We start from the raw sequence: 18,184 nt of genomic DNA, 5'->3' as shown, positions 1-18,184 counted from the left end.
CGGGCGAAACACGAACACGGAGGAGAGTAGCGATCGAACGCCATCGCTCACAGCGGTGACACGAGGTGGCGTGTGCGGACAGGACCGCTGGGGGACGATTCAGGACCGGGAGTAGGAGTGGCCGACGACGAGTGCGACCGCGTTACAGGCGACGAGGGCCAAGAAGGCCAGCCGGGTTGCAGCGGACTCCAGTCCGTACGCGAGCAGCGGGAGATAGAGGAAAGGGAGTGTGATCGCTGTCCAGAAGGCCATTCCGCGCACGGGCGTCAGGATCGACTCACGGATGTCCGTAAGCGATGCTTCGGGGAGGGCGAGCCATTCGTTCGTCGATGAGTTAGACATGGGACCTACCCCACAGTACGACGGTACACCGCATATAACCGCGAGAGCCTTCGGGGAATTTTGGATCGTTTCACGGACGAACGACTCGACGGCGGACGTTTCACGAATGGCGCAGCAATTCTTAGACGTTTTATGAAGTCCCCTCGGTTCGTCTCGTCTGTTCCCAACGATCGATCACTACGGACCGAGTATGGTGACCGAAACCGCCGTCTCGGTGTCTGCGAGCGTGGCGGTCTCCCGGACGTGGTCGAGAACCGCGTCCCGCCACTCCTCGACGCGCTGTTCGTGGTAGTCACGGTGGCGCTCGATCGAGTACGTCTCGTCGACAGCCCCCCGGAGTTCGTCCTCGGTGTCGTCGGCCAGCGGATACGCCGGCGCGTCGTCGGTCAACAGCGTCCACGGGTCGAGGTGGATCGGTGCCGGTTCAGGGTCGCCCTGTACGACGTGGAGGCGGGCACGCATGCGGCCGCTGAACGGCGGTGTCACCCGCAGCACCGCTCGCTTCTCGTCTCGCGCGGTGGTCTCTGCCGCCGCGACCAGATCTTTGGCGTGGATCGCGAGCGACGAGATCACCGACGGATCGTCGGACATCGCCCGACTGTACGGGGGCGAGCCACAAAACAGCGCGGTGTCGGAACGGGTGAGATAATCAGACATGATAATAGAGGGCATGGATTTATGCTATCGTCAGACGGTTGTTCGACAAACTGGCACGAAGCGATGCTAGACGGAGAATCAGTGCACATGAACGGTGATTCAGCGGCCGTTAGCGTGGTTGTCGTCGACGACGAGCAGGATATCGCCGATCTATACACGACCTGGCTCTCGATGGAGTACGACGTGCGCACCGCCTACGACGGCGACGAGGCGCTCGAGCAGGTCGACGAGACGGTGGATGTCGTGTTCCTCGACCGGCAGATGCCGGGCAAGTCCGGCGACGAAGTGTTAGACCGCATCGACGAGCGCGGAGTGGACTGTCGCGTGGTGATGGTCACGGCGGTCGATCCCGACTTCGATATCGTCGAGATGCCGTTCGACGACTACCTCACGAAGCCGGTCACGCGTGAGGAACTCGACGCGAAAGTCGAGGAGATGCTCACGCGGGAGACCTACGACGAGCGGATGCAGGAGTACTTCGCTGCGGCCTCGAAGAAAGCGACGCTCGAATCCCAACGGAACTCGGCGGAGCTAGACGCACACGAGGAGTATCACACGGTGAGCCAGCGTGTCGAACGCCTTCGGGCAGAGGCCACCGAATCCGTCGAGGAGTTCGACGACTTCGAGTCGGTGTTCCGGGAGTTCCCCGGCGGCTGAGCCGCTACCGACCGACGACATCCTCGTCCGTCGGCCCCTGACCGTCGTACCGCGTTACGTACTCGTCGAGCAGCTCTGGATCGTGCGCGCCGGGCAGTTCGCGCTGTGCCGTCCGGCAGGGTTCCGCGACTCCGAGTCGGTCACAGACCGCGTCGGTCGTCGATTCGGCCATCCGTCTGTAGGTCGTCAGCTTCCCACCGACGATACTGACGAAGTTCTCGACACCGTCGGTGGTGTGGTCCAGCCGGAAGAACCCACGTGAGATGCCTCGGCGGTCGCCCTCGGCCTCGTCGGGCGCGTACAGCGGCCGGACACCCCACCAGGTCCGGACGACCGTCGCGTCGGCGACGGGGGGTAGCATCTTCGCACACTCCTCGACCGAGCGCTCGACCTCCCACTGTGCCTGCTCGTACTCGTCGGGGTCCGAGACCGGTACGCTCGTCGTTCCGAGGACCGCCTCGGTGTCGTGTGGGACGACGATGTCGCCGTCGTCCGGGTCGCGACAGCGGTTCAACACCGGTCCGAGGTCGTCGTAGTCGACGGACACCATGACGCCGCGGGCGGGGGCCATCTCGACGGCGACTCCGGCCATCGAGGCCACCGACCCCGCCCAGGCGCCGGCGGCGTTGACGACGAACTCGGGAGCGACGGACTCCTCGACTGTCCCACCGAGGCGAACACTGGCGATCCGGCCGTCCTCGACGGCGATGTCTTCGACGGGGGCGTGGGGATGGATCGTCGCGCCGTGGTCCGCCGCGTCGGCCGCGTTCGCCGCGACCAACCGGGACGGATAGACGACACCGTCGGGGACACGCATCGCCCGTTCGACATCGGCGGAGAGTTCGGGGACCAGCGACCGCGCTCGCTCGCCGTCAAGCACCTCGGTCTCGATCCCGATCTCCTCACACGCGGCGAGCTTCTCGTCGAAGTACGCCGCGTCGTCGTCGACTAACTGCAGGAACAGGCCGCTCGAGTCGCAGAGACAGTCACCGGCGATGTCCCGCAGGATCCGGTTCTCGGCGAGACACTCCTCGGCTCCGACCGGATCGGCCTCGGCGTAACGGGCACCGCTGTGTAAGAGTCCGTGCGATCGCCCCGAGGTACCGCTGGCGAGTCCGCCGCGTTCGACCAGGGTCACGTCGACGCCGCGCAACGCGAGGTCTCTGGCGATTCCGGTGCCCGTGGCTCCGCCACCGACGACGAGAACGGTTGTACTGGGTGTCATCAGTATTTGTTGGTCTGTGTGAACATATGTCTGGCGACCACGTACCGATCGGTCAGCGCGGTTTCCAAGCGACTGTCGTGTCGTCGGTGGCCGCTCGACCCCGGCTTGCGATCCATAGCCGCCTGCTATCACGGATTACTACTGCTTTATCTCCACAGCGCGCCTCTGTAAGTACGAGATGCAACCACGCTACAACTCCTTCGACAGTATGGACCGACTCTTCGAGCAGATGCGACGCAGCATGTTCGGCGAGGACTGGAACGACCGACGCGGACACGGTGACGGTGTTCGGGTAGAACGTATCGACGGCGGTCTCGTCGTCGTCGCTGACATGCCCGGCTTCGAGAAAGACGAGATCGGCGTTCGACTGTACGACGACCGACTCGTCATCGGCGCGGAAAACGACGCCAGCGACGAACTCGGGTCCCGGCGCCGTTCGATGAGCGAGACGGTCTCGCTGCCCGAACACGTCGACCCCGGCGATGTCACAGCCAGCTACCGCAACGGTGTCCTCGAAGTCCGACTCACGTTCGAGAACGATACCCACGAAGGTACTGAAATCGAGATCGGCGAGTGAGCGAGAAACGGTCGACAACCGGGGAACCGTGAAATTCCCCCATATATATGCGTTTTCCCGTCGAACTGCGGGGCATGGTAGGTCACGAGGCGACGCCAGGGTGGCGGGCGGCGGAAGCCGAGTACACGGACGAGGTCATCGGGGACGACACACTGGGTGAGATGTTCGCTGCGACCGCTGAACGGAACGCCGGCGACGACGCACAACTGTACAAGGGCGGCGTGTACGACCGTTCGCTCGCCGGGGATGTCGTCCCGCCGGCACCGGACGGCGAGTACGCCGGCCTCTCCTACGAACGGATGCACGAGATCGTCAAACACGTCGCCGCGGGCCTCCGTGACCTCGGTGTGACACCCGACACGCGGGTCGGCCTGTTTTCCTCGACGCGGATGGAGTGGGCGATCTCGGACTTCGCAGTGCTCTCGGCGGGGGGCGTGGTCACGACCGTCTACACCGAATCCTCGCCCAAGCAGGTCCAGTATCTGCTCGACGACCCGGACGCGGCGTTCGTGATCGTCGAGAACGCCACTCTTCTCGACCGCGTGCTCGAAGTGGAAGCCGAACTCTCGCTCGACGGGATCGTCCTGCTCGACGAGGCCGACACCGATCGGGACGACATCCACACGCTCGCCGAGGTCCATGACCGCGGGGCCGAAGTGTTCGAGGAATCCGCCTACCGTTCCTGGCTCGAGGCCCGCGAGCCGACCGATCTGGCGAGTCTCATCTACACGTCCGGCACGACGGGCCAGCCGAAAGGCGTCCGGCTCACCCACCGGAACTTCCGCTCGAACGTCAACCAGTCACGGAAACGCCTCGCCCCTCGGCCGGACAAACACCCGGATGTCCCGGCCATCGGCGCCGACTCGACATCGATCTCCTTTCTCCCGCTGGCACACGTCTTCGAACGACTCGCCGGCCACTTCTTCATGTTCGCTTCCGGTGCGACCGTCGGATACGTCGAGGACCCCGACACGCTCGCCGACGACATCCAGTTGATCCAGCCGACCACCGGCGCCAGCGTCCCGCGGGTGTACGAGCGGATCTTCGACCGCATGCGCGAGCAGGCCAGCGAGTCACCGATCAAACAGCGCATCTTCAACTGGGCCGTCGGCGTCGCCAGAGAGTACGCTCGGACCGACGACCCCGGGTTCGTCCTCGACGCCAAGCACGGGCTCGCGGATACGCTCGTCTACAGCACCGTCAAGGAGAAGATGGGGGGCAACATCGAGTTCATGGTCAGCGGCGGCGGGAGCCTCTCGAAGACGCTCTGTGAGACGTTCATCGGCATGGAGCTTACGATCCTGGAGGGGTACGGCCTCACCGAGACATCGCCGGTGCTCACCACTAATCCGCCGGAGGATATCCGACCGGGGACGCTGGGTGTACCGGTCTACGACGTTGACACACGGATCGACACGGACGTGGTCGACGCCAGCCAGTTCGACGACGTGACCGGCGAACTCGGCGAACTCCTCGTCCGTGGCCCGAACGTCACCAGCGGCTACTGGAAGCAGCCGGGCCCCAGCGAACGCGCGTTCACCGAGATCGACGGCCAGCGGTGGTTCCGAACGGGTGATATCGTCGAACGGACCGCTGAGGACTACCTGATCTATCACGACCGTATCAAGGAGATTCTGGTCCTCTCGACCGGGAAAAACGTCGCGCCACAGCCCATCGAAGACATGTTCGCGACCAGCGACCGCGTCGATCAGGTGATGGTCGTCGGCGACGATCAGAAGTTCATCGGGGCGCTCATCGTCCCCAACTTCGAGGAGTTAGAACGGTGGGCCGACGCCGAGGGGATCGACCTACCCGAGGATCCCTACGAGCGGTGTGCCGACGAGCGCGTCCGCGAGTGGGTCCAGGTCGCCGTCGACGAGTGCAACGCCGACCTGGAGAAGATCGAGCGGATCAAACAGTTCGAACTGGTCCCCGGCGAGTGGACCGCCGAGAACGACCTGCTCACGCCGTCGATGAAGAAGAAACGGCGCAACATCCGAACGGCCTTCGAGGACAAACTGCAGGAGATCTACGGCGACAGTTACGACGGCTGATCGGTCCAGCGGGCCGAACGGCTCAGTACCGAACGTCGACCGCCCGTTCCCGTGGCCCGTCACACTCGACGAGCAGGATCGACTGCCACGTCCCGAGGTCGAGCGACCCCTCGGTGACCGGGACCGTCACGTCCGGCCCGACGAGCATCGCCTGGACGTGCGAGTCGGCGTTTCCGTCGAGGGCATCGTGGTCCCACCCCTCGTCGGCGACGAGATCGGCGAGCGAGTCGGCGAGATCACCGAGCAGCCGTGGTTCGGCCTCGTTGACTGTGAGTCCGACGGTCGTGTGTCTGACGAAGACGGTACAGGTCCCGTCGGCCGCCGGCGGCAGGGCGTCGGCGACCTGCTCGGTGATGTCGGTCACCGTGGTGTGTTCGTCCGTCTGGACTGTGAACCGTTCGCGTCCCATACCGGACGTTCTCGCCGCGTCCGTGTGTATCTTGCTGTGAGAACCGACGGCGAGTGGGGTCGGTTCAGGCCAGCCACTCGTCAGGCTTGGTGTCGTAGTCGATGTCCGTCGCGGTGAGGTGTTCGACTTCCGACCAGTCGGTCGTCTCGACGGAGAGCCCGTCACCGTCGTAGCGGATGCGTTTGCCGACCGGCTCCGGTTCCGGCTCGCGGTCCCGCCGTTTGGCCACCTCGACATCGTGGTCGTCGAACTCCTTGACGATCGTCAGGAGGTTCACTGGGCGGCCCCACAGCTCGAACACCCGTTCGAGCACGTCCCCGGCTTGCGCGATGTCGAGCATGACGCCGTTGTACTGGTGGGCCAACAGGAGTTCGTTGCGGTTGCGGTAGTTACCGTCCTCGACGACGATCGTCGGCTTGCCGAAGTTGGTGAACTGCAACATCAGTTTCTTCTTCACGTCCTCGTGGTCCGTCGAGGTGACCCGGTAGTCGCCCGACGCCTGGGTGTATTCGTAGGTGAAGTAGTCGTTGCTGTCGACGAACTCCTGGGTCAGAAACGCGTCCAGGAACGTCACGTCGTTGTGGCTCTCGCGGACCTCCCGCATCCGGTCCCAGCCGCGCGTGTAGTCGACCTCGGCCAGTGCGGCTTCGATGTCGGCGTAGCGGTCCTGCTCGAACAGGTACCGCGAGACACGCTCCAGTTCCTCTTGGCCGACCGCGGAGACGAACCCCCGGTTCTGCGGACGGACGAGGGAGTAGTGGCGTTCACACAGGCCCTCGTAGGTCAGCACCTTCCAGGGGTACGTCCCCACGTCGAACTCGCCGGCCCGGGCGGCCGCCAGCCCGTCGGCGTCGACGCGGGGGTCGTCGGGGTCCAGGTCGTCGAGGTGGCCCGGCACGTCGGTCAGCCAGGCCGGCGGTTCGAGAGCCGTCTGAACCGCCGTGAAATCGACGACATCGTGGAAGTTGCGCCAGGTGACCCCCTCGGTTCGCAGGAGGCGCTCGATCACGTCGCGGCGGTTCTCGGTGTTCTCGACGTACTGCCAGATCGCCAGCCCCAGACTGTAGGGGTTGAGCCCGCCAGAGCCCAGCACCTTCGACATGTGATCGGCGTAGAGGACGAACTCGTCGTCGCCGGCGAAGTTCTCGTCGGTCATCATCACCGACTCCCAGTAGCTGGCCCACCCCTCGTTCATCACCTTCGTCATCTTCTGGGGGGCGAAGTAGTACGCCTCCCGACGTAACAGTTCCAGCAGCTCCCGCTGCCAGTCGGTGAACTCCGTGGCCTTCTCGGCCTCGTCGTCGTAGGCCATCCCGTGTCTGCGCAGGAAGCCCAGCACGTCTTTCTCGGGTTCGGCGGGGAACGAGATCCCGTCGTCGTCGTCGTCCTGGGCGTCCAGCCACTCGTCGTCGAACACCTGGCGCTTGACCTCGTCCGAGAGGTCCAACTCGTCGAGCTGATCGGCGACCGCCACACCCTCAAGCTCTTCGAACTCCTCGGGACCGGTCTCGACGGGCGCGTACGGCTCGTGCTGGTCGATGTTGTCCTCCAGACAGAGGACGTGATCGATGAACCGCTCGACATCGGCCCGTTCGATGTCGGGGTCTTGCATGTACTCCCGGATGGTCTCGGCGTGTCGGGACAGCATCTCCGCGGCCTCGGGGCTGCGGACGCGGCGCTCGCCGTCGGTCCCGCCGGTGGTGCCGTCGGCGAACATCCGGAACCACTCGTTGTTGGCGAAGAAGTCCGCGTGGGCCTCGACGTGGGTGATGACCGCCTTCTGGTCGGCCAGGGTGTTGGACTCCTGGAGGAAGGCGTGCGCGGGGTCGTCGTTGTTGACGATCTCGAAGGCCTTCCCGCCGAGGAACTGGGTCTGTTTCTGCTGGCGGTCGTACTGCATCCCCCAGCGCCAGTGTGGGTACCGGCGCTGGAAGCCGCCGTAGGCGATGAGTTCGTTCATCTCGTCGTAGTCGACGACCCAGTAGTTGACCGGGTACGGCGAGAGGCCGAGTTTCTCGGCCAGGTTGCTGGCCTCCTCGACGTGTCGTTCGAGGTCGGCGGCGATACGCTGTTTGGTGAGTCGGTCGTCTGTGCTCATTCGTCGTCCTCCGTGCTGAGTATCTCGTAGATGGCGTCGACCACGTCCTCCGGCGAGGAGACGTACGCGACCGCGACGTTGTCGCTGTCGCGGAAGCTGCGTTCGACCTCCTCGGCGTGGGTGGCGTTGATCGCGTTGCCGCTGGGCTGGGTCTCCACGTAGGCGTGGAGGTTCGCCGGGATCTCCTCCATCAGGGGGATCACCTTCTCCTCGGTATCGTTGCTGGAGTTCTCGCTGTCGCCGGCGGCGAAGACGTAGCGGTTCCAGTCGCTCCAGGGGTACTCCTCTTCGAGGACCGCGGCGGCCAGTTCGTACGCGCTGGAGATACGGGTCCCGCCGCCGCTCCGGATGCCGAAGAACTCGTCGCGGTCGACCTGCCAGGCGTCGGCGTCGTGGGCGATGTAGACGAACTCGGCGTTGTCGTACTTGCCCTGGAGATACCAGTCAAGCGGCGTGAACGTCCGCTCGACCAGTTCGCGTTTCTTCTGTCGCATCGAGCCCGACACGTCCCGGATGTTGACCACGACGACGTTCTTCTCTCGCTCTTCGACGATCTCCGGGTAGCGGTAGCGCTCGTCCTCCCGGCGGAAGGGCACCTCGTCGACGCCGTCCCGGCGGATGCGCTGGGCGGTCGTCACCTGCTCGACGGTCTCCTCCATCTCCTCGATGGACTCGTATTCGGTCTTCTCGTCGCTGGAGAGTTCGGCGTAGGCGTCCTCGATCCAGGCCTTCGAGACGGGGATGTTGTTCTCGCGGGCCCACTCGAAGACGGACTGTGGCCCCCAGCCGTCGACTTTCAGGGCCTCGCGGACGTAGTCCTCGTCGAACTCCATCGCCAGCTTACGCTTGAGCCCCTTCTTGAACAGCCGCTCGAAGTCCAGCGTCGAGGACGGGCCGGTTCGGGTCATGTCGGTGAAGTCGCCCTCCGTCTCCTCGACGACCTTCTTGCCTTTCGGCTCCAGGTCCAGCCCGAGTTGCTCGTCGAGTTCCTGGGCGAACTCCTCGGGGTCCATCTCGTAGTACTCGTGCTCGCCGCCCTCCTCGCCGGGGTCGCCGTCCTCGTCGCCGTCGCCGGGCTGGGGCTGTGGCTGGCCGACCGGGTCGCCCGGCTGGGCGCCCTCACCCTGACCGACGCCGCCCTTGTCGCGCTGGTCGTACTCGAACGCCGGGAGGTCGACGATCTTGATCGGGATCCGGACCTCGTCGTCCCGTGACTGGCCGAGATCGCCGTACTGGATGAACTCGGCGAGGTCCTGCCGGCGCTGTTCGCCGACTTCGCGGTACCGTTCAAGGTCGTCTCTCAGTCCCATCTGTAGCTCACCTGGTTCATGACGTGCCGGCTGGTCAGTTCAGCCGACGCCTCGCTGTAGTCGTGCATCTCGGCCATGTTCCGGATCGTCTTCTCTTTCAGTCGGGCCGTCTCGGTCCCCGACGGTGGGGTGTCCCACTGCCGGGGATCGAAGTCCTCGTAGGTCCGCTTGACATCGTCCCAGTCGTGCCGGCCGAGGACGGTGTTGATCACCGGGATCTCGGTCGGCGAGACATCCCCGACCTGGAACTCCTCGTCGCGGCGCTGCCACGCGTGGCGGTTCAGCGCCGTGATGATCTTGTCCGTGCGGAACGCCTCGACGGCCTCGTCGGGCTCGTTGCCGTCGTAGTTGTCCTCGTCGAACCGGCCCAGGTGCTCGATCTCGAAGACCTTCATCTCCAGGGGGTTGGGATCGACGTACTCGCCGCGGTCGTTGACGATCTGCTCGTCGGACTCCCAGGCGTAGACCTGCTCGATGTAGGCCTCGACGGTCGCCTCGTCGACGCGCTTGTCCCGCATCATCGCGTCGAGCACGTCCTGTTCCTGCCGGCCGAAGACGTAGTTCTTGACAGTCACGACACGCTCCTCGTACTCGCTCGCCTCGTTGGCCGAGAACACCGGCGCCTCGCGCATCCCCTCGGCGACGGCGTTGAGCACGTCACGGGGCATGACGACGTGTTCGACCGGGAGGTCCGGGTGGTGACGGTCCTGGGTCTCGTGGAGCAGGTCCGCGACCACGTCCCGGACGTAGGTGACGGGGATGCCGTGGTCGCCGTCTCGTGCGGTGGTCTTCAGGTCGTAGTCGTCGATGTCGACCCGCTCGTCGCCCTCCATCAGGTAGCCACGGTCGAACAGCAGCGCCTTGTCGACCAAGTCGAGTCCGTTCGGCACCGAGTGGTCGTCGAGCCGCGAGACGACGGCGTACAGGGCCGCCGCCTCGACGGTGTGGGGGGCGAGTTCCTTCTCGGTCACCGTCGCGAGTTCGTCCCGGACGGAGATGGTCAGTGGCTCCTGAATCCAGCGCTCCAGTTCCTCCCAGGAGTCGGGGTCCCAGACGCTCGTCTCGTCAGTCAGTTCCCGTCGGAGCAACTGGGCTTCCAGCGAGAGGTTCGTCAGGTACGTGAACTCCCGCTTGTCCAGCCGCCGTTTGAGCGCCTTCAGCGGGTCCTGGCCCTCGCGGTCGGCGTGTTGGTTCAACTGTGCCTCGAGGTCGGGGTTCGAGATGATGATGAGCTGGGTGTCGATGTCCATCCCGATCCCCTTGTCCAGCTTGACGTGGCTCTCGTCGGGGACGTTCAGGAGCTTCTGGAGCAGGTCGGCGTGCTGGCCGGCGTCCTCGACGACGGTCAACAGCCCGTTGCCCTGCGAGAGCACGCCGTCGTAACTGAACGCCTGGGGGTTCTTCCGGCCGCGCGAGTCCAGTTCGCGCAACATCCCGTGCATCCAGGAGCCGACGAGTCGCTCCTTGGGCGTGCCCTCGTCCTCGGAGTGGAGGACGCCGATGCCCCGGCCAACGTCGACGACGAAGTTCTTGATCCGGAGGTGGGTCGGGGCCGTCACCGCCGAGAACAGGTCCGCCGTCCCGGTCCGGCGGTACTGCTCTTCGAGGTAGTCGTAGGCCTCCCGGGAGAACGGGTCGAGGTCGCCGTCGACGCGGATCGGGATGTGGTCGTCCAGGCGCTCGTTCAGCGCCGCCAGCAGGTCCTGGCGAACGTCGTCGGGAAACACCGTCAGCGGGTGGGCCTGGACGGGGCTCTCGTACCAGTCGTCCTCGTCCTCGACGGGTTGGTCCCCGTAGGTCAGCGCCGAGTCGGTGCCGCCGGCGCCGGCGACGTTCCACTCCAGGGTGTAGCGCCGGCCGGCCGGCGTCTTCGAGTACTCGCGCAGGCCGTTGATGAGACAGCGCTTGAGTTCGGACTTCCCGGTCGCGGTGGGACCCTCCAGCCAGATGATTTTCTCGTCTTTCCCCCGTCCCGCGGCGATCGACCGCAGGTCGTCGACGAAGGCGTTGAGTACGTCGGTGTTTCCGAGGATCGCGTGCTCGCCGTCGTTGTGCGGGTCGTCGAAGAACCGATAGCGCTCTTTCTCCTCGCCTTCCTCGATGACGGTGCGGGTTCCCGCCGCTTCGATCGCGTCCAGCAGGTACTTCGAGGCGTGGGCGGCCAGCTCCGGCGACTCCAAGAGCTGGTCGACGTACTCGGCCAGACTCATCGGCGCCTCGTAGGCCCGATCCAGCGAGTCGTCCGCCCGGCCGATGTACTCCTCGCCTGTCATCACTCCTCCATTTCGCTCTTTGCGACCTCGGCGCCGGCGAACTCTAAGACCTCCTTGGCGCCGGCCTCGGAGTAGCCCTGCTCGATGAGCGCGTCGATCCACTGGTTGCGGTCGTCGTCGTCCATCTCCCCCGACGACACTAGCGCCGAGAAGTTGATGTTGTGTTTCTTGTCCTCCCAGAGCTTGCGTTCCAGCGCACGGCGCAGGCGGTCGTTGTCCTGCGGGTGGAAGGTGTCACCCTCGCGGGCGCGCCGGGAGACCCAGTTCGAGACCTCCTGGCGGAAGTCGTCCTTGCGGTCCTCGGGGAGGTTGAGCTTCTCCTCGACCGAGCGCAGGAACTGCTCGTCGGGTTCCTGCTGGCGGCCGGTGAGTTCGTCCTCGACGGTGTCGTCGTCGATGTAGGCCATCACGTGGTCCATGTACTTCTCGCCCTGGCGCTGGATCTCGTCCATGTCGTAGGCCAGCGCGTGGCGAACGTCCTCGATGGCCCGCTCCTTGTACTCCTCGCGGACGAGTTCGAGGTAGCGGTAGTACTCCTCGAAGTTCTCGGCCGCGATCGAGCCGTGGTTCTCTAAGTTCTCTTCGAGGTGGTTGAACGTCGTCAGCGGCGAGAGGAACTGCCGGTCGCGGTGCATCGAGTCCATGATCGCCTCGGCGATCTCGTCGCCGATGAACCGCGGGGAGACGCCGTCCATCCCCTCGCCGATGTCGGCGGTCTTCTCGGCCTCCTCGCGGAGCTTCTTCACGTCGATGTCGTCGGCCTCGTCGATCTCGCCGTTGTAGGCTTTGGCCTTCTGGACGAGGTCGATCGAGGAGGTGTCCGGTTCCTCGATGCGGGTCAACACGCCGAACAGGCCGGCCATCTCTAAGGTGTGGGGTTCGACCTGGATGTCCGGGAGGTCTGCGTTGCGCAGCATCTTCCGGTAGATCTTCGACTCCTCTTCGTACTGGAGGACGTACGGGAAGTCGATCCGTTTGGTCCGGTCGTTAAATGCCTCCATCTTCTCGTCGCCTTTCTTGTCCCGGTACTCGGGCATGTTCGTCCGGCCGACGATGACCTGGTCGATGTCGATCCGTGGGTTGTTCTTGGGCTTGATCGTCTGCTCCTGACTGGCGTGCAGGAAGTCATAGAGGAACTCCCGCTGGAGTTTCAGCAGTTCCTCGCCGGAGAAGATGCCGCGGTTGGCGTTACAGAACGCCCCGGAGTAGTCGAACGCCCGCGGGTCGCTCTCGCCGTAGATCGCGATTTTCGAGTAGTTGACATCCCCGGTCAGCTCGGTCTCGTCCTGGTTCTTCTTGTCTTTGGGCTCGAAGGTCTCGATCCCGCGTCGGCGGTTCTCGTCGGCGACGAAGCGGATGATCTCGACGTGGTTCTCCAGGACCCGCTGGAGGTCGTCGTCGTAGTAGGCCAGCAACTCGTCCATGTAGAACTCGCTGGCCGGATCGAGCGCCTGCTCGTTGCGGATGGTGTAGGGGGCGTCCAGCACCTCGTTGATGTCCTCGATCACTCGGTCGCGTTGCTCCTGGGGGAGCAACACGAGCGGGTCCTGGTTCATCGGGGACCGAACTACGTCGTCGGCCGGGTCCTGGTCGCCGACGACATCACAGAGGTTCGTCCACCGGAACGTGTACATCCGGCCGTCGTCCCGCCGGGTGTACTCCTCGAAGTACCGACGGAGCTGGCGGTCGAAGTCGGACTTCCCCGAGCCGACCGGCCCCAACAGGAGTTTGATCCGCTTTTGCGGACCGAGCCCGCGGGCGCCGGACTTGACCTTGTTGACGAACTCGTGGATCGCCTCGTGGATCACGCGCCCGTAGAACGTGTTCTCCCCGTCGTTCAGCGGGTCCTGACTGGCGAGTTCGTACTCGACGACGCCCGCTTCCTCGTCGTACTCGGTCCCGTAGTAGTCGAACATGTCCGCCACTCGCTGGTGGGCGTTCCGGGCGATACGGGGCTCGTCGTACAGCTGTTCCAGGTACCAGTCGAACGATCTCGACTTTCTGAGATCGGCTGGTATCGTGTCCCGGTACTCCTTGCTCAACGCTTCCAGTGTCTCTTTGTTCTTGCTCATGCTATCACAGTGAGTTCGTCTCGCGGCTGCGTGGATCGGTCAGCACCACCAGACGCCACGGGAGTGACCCGCGGTAGCGTGTCGGTAACAGACAGCCCGCCGTGCTCGATGCGCGTGCGAGCGGGCGGCGCTCGGCCCGAGGGTGTGGGCCAGTCGTTGTACCATGCCATTAGTTGTCGTTGGGGGAGGCGGGGCCGACTCCACCCGGTCTGCGAACGGTTGACAGTGTGTGACTGTTTCCGATACTATTTATTGTATGAGTGATTCAACTTTAAAAGGTTGTTCCCGTAACCCATAAAACACCGCATCTTTTCACTCCGATTTCCGAGCAAACACGGGGACTGCGAAGTGAAGGAGTGGTACCATATAGCATGGTTGTTCCCGGTCGTTTAAATACCCCTACTGTCGACCGCGGGATTATTGCCCGTCGGACCGTTCCTCCGGGCATGAGATTCGCGGCACTCGACGAGGACTGGACGGTCTGGAACGAGACCGACGAGAAGGTGATCCTGGCTTACCGTCCCGATGTCTTCGACAGCCACGACTTCCCCGCGCCCTGTCTGCCGACGATCTATCTCACCCGCGGGAAACGGACCCGGCGGCCCGGGGCGATGCGGGCCGGCGAGTCGTGGTACGTCACGCTGTATCTCGAACCGGAGGTCGACCGGGACGCCGATCAGTACGACGACCGGGACAGCGCCGTCGAGGGCGCCGTCGACCTCGCCAACCGGTTCGCTGCGGGGGAACTCGACTACCGGTCGCTGTACCAGATCCCGCGCGAGGAGTACCTGACGGAACTGGACGACCGGACCGGCCGTGCCTGACGTTTAACTCGGCCGGTGGTCTACGGAGGGGTATGAGTACGGTAACGCTCGTCGGCACTCGGCTCGCGTCCGTCGGCGAGGAGTTCGTCTACCACGGCGAAGCGAGCGGTTGCGCCGGCTGTCCGTACCGGGACCAGTGTCTCAACCTCACGGAGGGACGCCGGTACCGGATCACCGAGGTCCGACAGAGCGGCCAGACCTTAGACTGTGCCGTCCACGACGACGGCGTCCGGGCGGTCGAAGTCGAACCCGCGCCCGTCCGGGCGAACGTCCCGACGAAGGGCGCCTACGCGGGCAGCGCGGCCACACTGGCCGGCCCCTGTCCCCACACCGAGTGCCCGAGCCACCGGTACTGCGAACCGGCCGGGGCCGACTTCGACGAGGAGTACCGCATCGATTCGATCGTCGGCGACCCGCCACACGACTTCTGTCTGCTCGACCGGGATCTCACGCTCGTGGAGTTCGAACCGCCAGAGGACGCCTAACGGTCGAGTCGGCCGGCGACGGTCGTTTCGAGGTCGTCCCGGACCGCGTGACTACTCGCGGCGTCGAACGGCACCTCGATGACCTGTGTGCCCGTCGACCCGACCGACTCCTCCAGCGCCGCGACGAACGACGCTCGATCGGGTGCCCGCTCGAACGAGAGGTCGTAGAGGTCGCTCGTCGGCGCGAAGTCGAGCCCGTGTGGCGTCCGGAACTGCGACTCGAAGGTCTCGTGGTCGGCGATCGGGAGCATGTGGAAGATGCCGCCGCCGTCGTTGTTCACGAGGACGATCGTCGCGTCGACGCCACAGCGCCCCAGCGCCAGCAGCCCGTTCATGTCGTGGTAGTACGCCAGGTCGCCGGTGACCAGCACGAGCGGGTCCAGCGTGGCGCTGCCGGCCCCCAGTGCCGTCGAGGTGATCCCGTCGATACCGCTTGCCCCGCGGTTGCCCAGCACAGTTAGCTCTGCGGTCCCCGGGCGGGCAAAGCGGTCCAGGTCCCGGACGGGCATGCTGTTGGAGACGAACACCGTCGCCGGGTCCGGCGCCGACGCGGCCACGTCGGCCAGCACGCCGCCCTCCCAGTAGGTTTCGGTCAGTTGCTCCTCGACGGCCTCCCAGTGGGTCGCCTCTGCGTCGGCGAACCGTTCGGCCCAGCCGTCGACGGGGGCGGTCGTCACGTCCGCGGCGACCGCCTGCGCCGTCGCGTCCTCGTCGGCCACGAGGAGGTCGGTCGCCGTGAACTCGGCTTCGGTCCAGCCCCCCGCCGGGTCGACGACGAACTGCCGGCAGTCCGCGTCCCGGAGGTACTGCCGGAGCGGCTTGGATGTCGGCGAGGCGCCAAAGCGGACGACCACGTCGGGGTCGGGCCACCCGCCTGCCGCGTCGCTCCCGAGATACGCGTCGTAGCCGCCACACACCGGCGGGTCGACCTCGTCGACGTGGGGGCCAAAACGGAGGTCAGACAGCGGATCGGCAAGCACCGGGAAGCCAGTGGCGTCAGCCAGTGCCCGCAGCGCCTCGGCCGAGAGCCCGTCGTGGGCCGGGCCGGCGACGAGCAGCCCCCGGTCGGCCGCCGCAATCGCCTCGGACAGCCGTCGCCGGTCGCCCTCGTCGAGCGTCGGTGCCCCCTGACTCGTCGTGACGAAGGGTCCGTCCCGACCGTCGGCCGAGAGCCCGGTCTCGGCCCAGTCGTCGGGCACAGCCGCCGGATCGTCTGCCGACACCGGCGTCGGCTCCAATGGCTTGCGGAACCGACAGTTGAGGTGGACCGGCCCGGGGTCGGTACCGGTCGCGGCCGCCAGCGCCCGCGCTGCGGTCGTCCGGAGCATCCTGACCTTCCGTGGCTCGGCCTCCGGTTCGGGCATGTCCCGGTACCACCGGACGGCGTCGCCGTACAGCTTCTCCTGGTCGACGGTCTGGTTGGCACCGCTGTCGATGAGTTCCGGCGGTCGGTCGGCCGTCAGCACGAGCATCGGAACCCCGGCCTGGTTCGCCTCGATCACGGCCGGGTGGAAGTTCGCCGCGGCGGTGCCTGAGGTACAGACCAGCGGCGTCGGCCGGCCCGTCCGTCGTGCCCGCCCGAGCGCGAAAAACGCCGACGAGCGCTCGTCGAGGTGCGAGAAGACGGTCACGTCGGGGTGCTGAGCGAACGCCACCGTCAGCGGCGTCGACCGACTCCCCGGCGAGACGCAGACGGCGTCGACGCCGCCGGCGACCAGTTCCGCGACGAGCGTCTCGGCCCAGAGGGTGTTGACGTTCGGGTGGCTCATTCGAGTTCGTCCAGCATCGGCCGATACTTGAGTTGGACCTCGTCCCACTCGCGGTCGGGGTCGCTGTCGGAGACGATGCCGGCCCCGGCAAACAGCGTCGCGGTCCGGTCCCGTGCGACCGCCGAGCGGATGCCGACGGCGAAGGTCCCGTTGCCGCTCCCGTCGAGCCAGCCGATCGGAGCGGCGTACCACCCGCGGTCGAACGCCTCCGTCTCGCGGATGGTCCGCAGCGCCGCGTCCGGGGGAAGCCCACCCACGGCTGGGGTCGGGTGTAACGCCTCGACGAGGTCGAGGACGTGCTCGTCGGCGTCCAGTTCCGCGGTGATCGAGGTCCGGAGGTGCTGGACCGTCGCGAGCCGCCGGACGGTCCGCTCGCCCGTCCGGATCGACGTGGCAAACGGCGCTAGCTGATCGCGGATCGCGTCGGCGACCAACTGGTGTTCGTGACGGTCTTTCTCGCTCTCTAAGAGCTCCGTCGCCAGCCACTCGTCTTCGGCCGGCGTGTCACCCCGGCCGGTCGAGCCGGCCAGCGCCTCGGTCCTGACCGTTCGACCCCGAACCGACACCAGGCGTTCCGGTGTCGCGCCGAAGAACGTCCCCCCGTCGGCCGGGGAGAACATGAACCGGTAGCAGTCCGGGTAGGTCTCGGCCAACCGGGCGAGCGCGTCCGGGACCGAGAGATCCCGTTCGAGCGAGACCTGCAGCGCCTGCGCGAGCACGACCTTCCGGAGGTCGCCGCGGTCGACTTTCTCGACCGCCGCCCGGACCTGCCGGCGCCAGGCCGACTGGGAGGGTGTCCGCTTCCGGCCGGCGACTCCTGGCGGCCCGGACCGCGGACCGTCGGCGAGCGCCGAGAGCCTCGTCCGCCACTCCGCGAGCCGTTCGTCCGCCGTCAGGCCGGCGTCCGGCCCCGTCGCGGTGACAGTCAGCCAGGCGTCGTCGTCCCGGACCGTCAGCTGGACTGCCGGCAGAAAGAAGCCAGCTCCGGGGAACCCGTCCCAGGGCGAGTCGTCGTGATCCCCGTCGTGGAACGCGAACCCGCCGAACAGGCGCGGTCGGGCGACACTCGGGAGCGTCGCCGGGGCGTCGTACCCCTCGAACAGGGTCCGGGCCGCCGCCCGAACGTCACCGAACCGTGAACTCCCGTCGGCGGTGATCGTGGCGGCTGCCCCGGCGGCAGCGAGTGTTTCCGTCCCTGCCGCCCACGCGAACCGCGGTCTGGTGTCCGTGTCCAGAAACGCTCGGACTGGCGCGTGGTCGACGGGACACCCGCGCGTGGCGACTGTCGTCTCGCCCACCGTCGCTTCCTCACCACGCAGTGGTTCCATCGACCAGCAGTTAGGGTTCCGTACCTTTGAGCCTGACTATACCCCACTCTGTGGACGGGACCGGGCGACCGTCTCCGTGGTCCAGCGCTCCCCTGCACCCTATC

General features: G+C 65.9%; 15 protein-coding genes. 5 read left to right on the top strand and 10 right to left on the bottom strand.

Annotated elements, in window-relative coordinates:
• Positions 1-99 precede the first annotated feature (99 nt).
• Both P1L40_RS02200 and P1L40_RS02195 read right to left on the bottom strand, forming a co-directional pair.
• On the bottom strand, positions 100-342 hold the full coding sequence (locus tag P1L40_RS02200; RefSeq protein ID WP_284009679.1) for a DUF8028 family protein: 243 nt from the start codon (positions 340-342) through the stop codon (positions 100-102).
• Between the two features lie 177 nt (positions 343-519).
• A complete protein-coding gene (locus P1L40_RS02195) occupies positions 520-933 on the bottom strand; it encodes a DUF8009 family protein (protein WP_284009678.1) in 414 nt (137 codons plus the stop codon).
• 153 nt (positions 934-1,086) lie between these two features.
• Between P1L40_RS02195 and P1L40_RS02190 the strand changes: the two genes are divergently transcribed.
• Positions 1,087-1,656: a response regulator gene (locus P1L40_RS02190; protein WP_284009677.1), complete on the top strand. Its 570-nt coding sequence runs from the start codon at positions 1,087-1,089 to the stop codon at positions 1,654-1,656.
• Between the two features lie 4 nt (positions 1,657-1,660).
• Here the strand turns inward: P1L40_RS02190 and P1L40_RS02185 are convergent, their stop codons facing one another.
• On the bottom strand, positions 1,661-2,881 hold the full coding sequence (locus tag P1L40_RS02185) for an FAD-dependent oxidoreductase (protein ID WP_284009676.1): 1,221 nt from the start codon (positions 2,879-2,881) through the stop codon (positions 1,661-1,663).
• Between the two features lie 178 nt (positions 2,882-3,059).
• On the opposite strand from P1L40_RS02185, the gene P1L40_RS02180 reads away from it, so the two are divergent.
• Both P1L40_RS02180 and P1L40_RS02175 read left to right on the top strand, forming a co-directional pair.
• On the top strand, positions 3,060-3,458 hold the full coding sequence (locus P1L40_RS02180) for an Hsp20/alpha crystallin family protein (RefSeq protein ID WP_284009675.1): 399 nt from the start codon (positions 3,060-3,062) through the stop codon (positions 3,456-3,458).
• A gap of 74 nt (positions 3,459-3,532) precedes the next feature.
• Positions 3,533-5,512: an AMP-dependent synthetase/ligase gene (locus P1L40_RS02175; protein ID WP_284009674.1), complete on the top strand. Its 1,980-nt coding sequence runs from the start codon at positions 3,533-3,535 to the stop codon at positions 5,510-5,512.
• 22 nt (positions 5,513-5,534) lie between these two features.
• Here the strand turns inward: P1L40_RS02175 and P1L40_RS02170 are convergent, their stop codons facing one another.
• From P1L40_RS02170 to P1L40_RS02150, 5 genes are all read right to left on the bottom strand, one after another.
• On the bottom strand, positions 5,535-5,921 hold the full coding sequence (locus tag P1L40_RS02170) for a secondary thiamine-phosphate synthase enzyme YjbQ (protein ID WP_284009673.1): 387 nt from the start codon (positions 5,919-5,921) through the stop codon (positions 5,535-5,537).
• A gap of 64 nt (positions 5,922-5,985) precedes the next feature.
• Positions 5,986-8,019 (bottom strand): SpoVR family protein, encoded by a 2,034-nt coding sequence (locus P1L40_RS02165; protein WP_284009672.1) that lies wholly within the window; start codon positions 8,017-8,019, stop codon positions 5,986-5,988.
• Complete coding sequence (locus tag P1L40_RS02160) at positions 8,016-9,329, bottom strand: YeaH/YhbH family protein (RefSeq protein WP_284009671.1); 1,314 nt, start codon at positions 9,327-9,329, stop codon at positions 8,016-8,018. Before P1L40_RS02160 ends, P1L40_RS02165 begins: the two co-directional genes overlap by 4 nt.
• Positions 9,320-11,602 (bottom strand): PrkA family serine protein kinase, encoded by a 2,283-nt coding sequence (locus P1L40_RS02155; RefSeq protein WP_284009670.1) that lies wholly within the window; start codon positions 11,600-11,602, stop codon positions 9,320-9,322. The genes P1L40_RS02160 and P1L40_RS02155 overlap by 10 nt, the downstream gene beginning before the upstream one ends.
• On the bottom strand, positions 11,602-13,674 hold the full coding sequence (locus P1L40_RS02150; RefSeq protein ID WP_284009669.1) for a PrkA family serine protein kinase: 2,073 nt from the start codon (positions 13,672-13,674) through the stop codon (positions 11,602-11,604). The genes P1L40_RS02155 and P1L40_RS02150 overlap by 1 nt, the downstream gene beginning before the upstream one ends.
• A gap of 446 nt (positions 13,675-14,120) precedes the next feature.
• Here P1L40_RS02150 and P1L40_RS02145 point away from each other — a divergent pair, with 446 nt between their 5' ends.
• Positions 14,121-14,498: a DUF5820 family protein gene (locus P1L40_RS02145; protein WP_284009668.1), complete on the top strand. Its 378-nt coding sequence runs from the start codon at positions 14,121-14,123 to the stop codon at positions 14,496-14,498.
• A 32-nt stretch (positions 14,499-14,530) separates the two neighbouring features.
• Positions 14,531-14,983: a UPF0179 family protein gene (locus P1L40_RS02140; RefSeq protein WP_284009667.1), complete on the top strand. Its 453-nt coding sequence runs from the start codon at positions 14,531-14,533 to the stop codon at positions 14,981-14,983.
• Here P1L40_RS02140 and menD read toward each other — a convergent pair.
• Entirely contained in the window at positions 14,980-16,752 is a 1,773-nt protein-coding gene (menD, locus tag P1L40_RS02135; RefSeq protein WP_284009666.1) for a 2-succinyl-5-enolpyruvyl-6-hydroxy-3-cyclohexene-1-carboxylic-acid synthase, read from the bottom strand. The genes P1L40_RS02140 and menD overlap by 4 nt on opposite strands.
• Complete coding sequence (locus P1L40_RS02130; RefSeq protein WP_284009665.1) at positions 16,749-18,080, bottom strand: isochorismate synthase; 1,332 nt, start codon at positions 18,078-18,080, stop codon at positions 16,749-16,751. Before P1L40_RS02130 ends, menD begins: the two co-directional genes overlap by 4 nt.
• Positions 18,081-18,184 lie beyond the last annotated feature (104 nt).

Source organism: Haloarcula pelagica (genome assembly GCF_030127105.1).
GTDB classification, from domain to species: Archaea; Halobacteriota; Halobacteria; order Halobacteriales; family Haloarculaceae; genus Haloarcula; species Haloarcula pelagica.
Note: the sequence above shows the minus strand (reverse complement) of the source record. Positions and strands in the feature narration are given on the sequence as shown.

Excerpts from the sequence above, each read along its gene's own strand:
- P1L40_RS02200 (WP_284009679.1), bottom strand. The coding sequence starts at position 342 with ATGTCTAACTCATCGACGAACGAATGGCTCGCCCTCCCCGAAGCATCG.
- P1L40_RS02195 (WP_284009678.1), bottom strand. The coding sequence starts at position 933 with ATGTCCGACGATCCGTCGGTGATCTCGTCGCTCGCGATCCACGCCAAA.
- P1L40_RS02190 (WP_284009677.1), top strand. The coding sequence starts at position 1,087 with ATGAACGGTGATTCAGCGGCCGTTAGCGTGGTTGTCGTCGACGACGAG.
- P1L40_RS02185 (WP_284009676.1), bottom strand. The coding sequence starts at position 2,881 with ATGACACCCAGTACAACCGTTCTCGTCGTCGGTGGCGGAGCCACGGGC.
- P1L40_RS02180 (WP_284009675.1), top strand. The coding sequence starts at position 3,060 with ATGCAACCACGCTACAACTCCTTCGACAGTATGGACCGACTCTTCGAG.
- P1L40_RS02175 (WP_284009674.1), top strand. The coding sequence starts at position 3,533 with ATGGTAGGTCACGAGGCGACGCCAGGGTGGCGGGCGGCGGAAGCCGAG.
- P1L40_RS02170 (WP_284009673.1), bottom strand. The coding sequence starts at position 5,921 with ATGGGACGCGAACGGTTCACAGTCCAGACGGACGAACACACCACGGTG.
- P1L40_RS02165 (WP_284009672.1), bottom strand. The coding sequence starts at position 8,019 with ATGAGCACAGACGACCGACTCACCAAACAGCGTATCGCCGCCGACCTC.
- P1L40_RS02160 (WP_284009671.1), bottom strand. The coding sequence starts at position 9,329 with ATGGGACTGAGAGACGACCTTGAACGGTACCGCGAAGTCGGCGAACAG.
- P1L40_RS02155 (WP_284009670.1), bottom strand. The coding sequence starts at position 11,602 with ATGACAGGCGAGGAGTACATCGGCCGGGCGGACGACTCGCTGGATCGG.
- P1L40_RS02150 (WP_284009669.1), bottom strand. The coding sequence starts at position 13,674 with ATGAGCAAGAACAAAGAGACACTGGAAGCGTTGAGCAAGGAGTACCGG.
- P1L40_RS02145 (WP_284009668.1), top strand. The coding sequence starts at position 14,121 with ATGAGATTCGCGGCACTCGACGAGGACTGGACGGTCTGGAACGAGACC.
- P1L40_RS02140 (WP_284009667.1), top strand. The coding sequence starts at position 14,531 with ATGAGTACGGTAACGCTCGTCGGCACTCGGCTCGCGTCCGTCGGCGAG.
- menD (WP_284009666.1), bottom strand. The coding sequence starts at position 16,752 with ATGAGCCACCCGAACGTCAACACCCTCTGGGCCGAGACGCTCGTCGCG.
- P1L40_RS02130 (WP_284009665.1), bottom strand. The coding sequence starts at position 18,080 with ATGGAACCACTGCGTGGTGAGGAAGCGACGGTGGGCGAGACGACAGTC.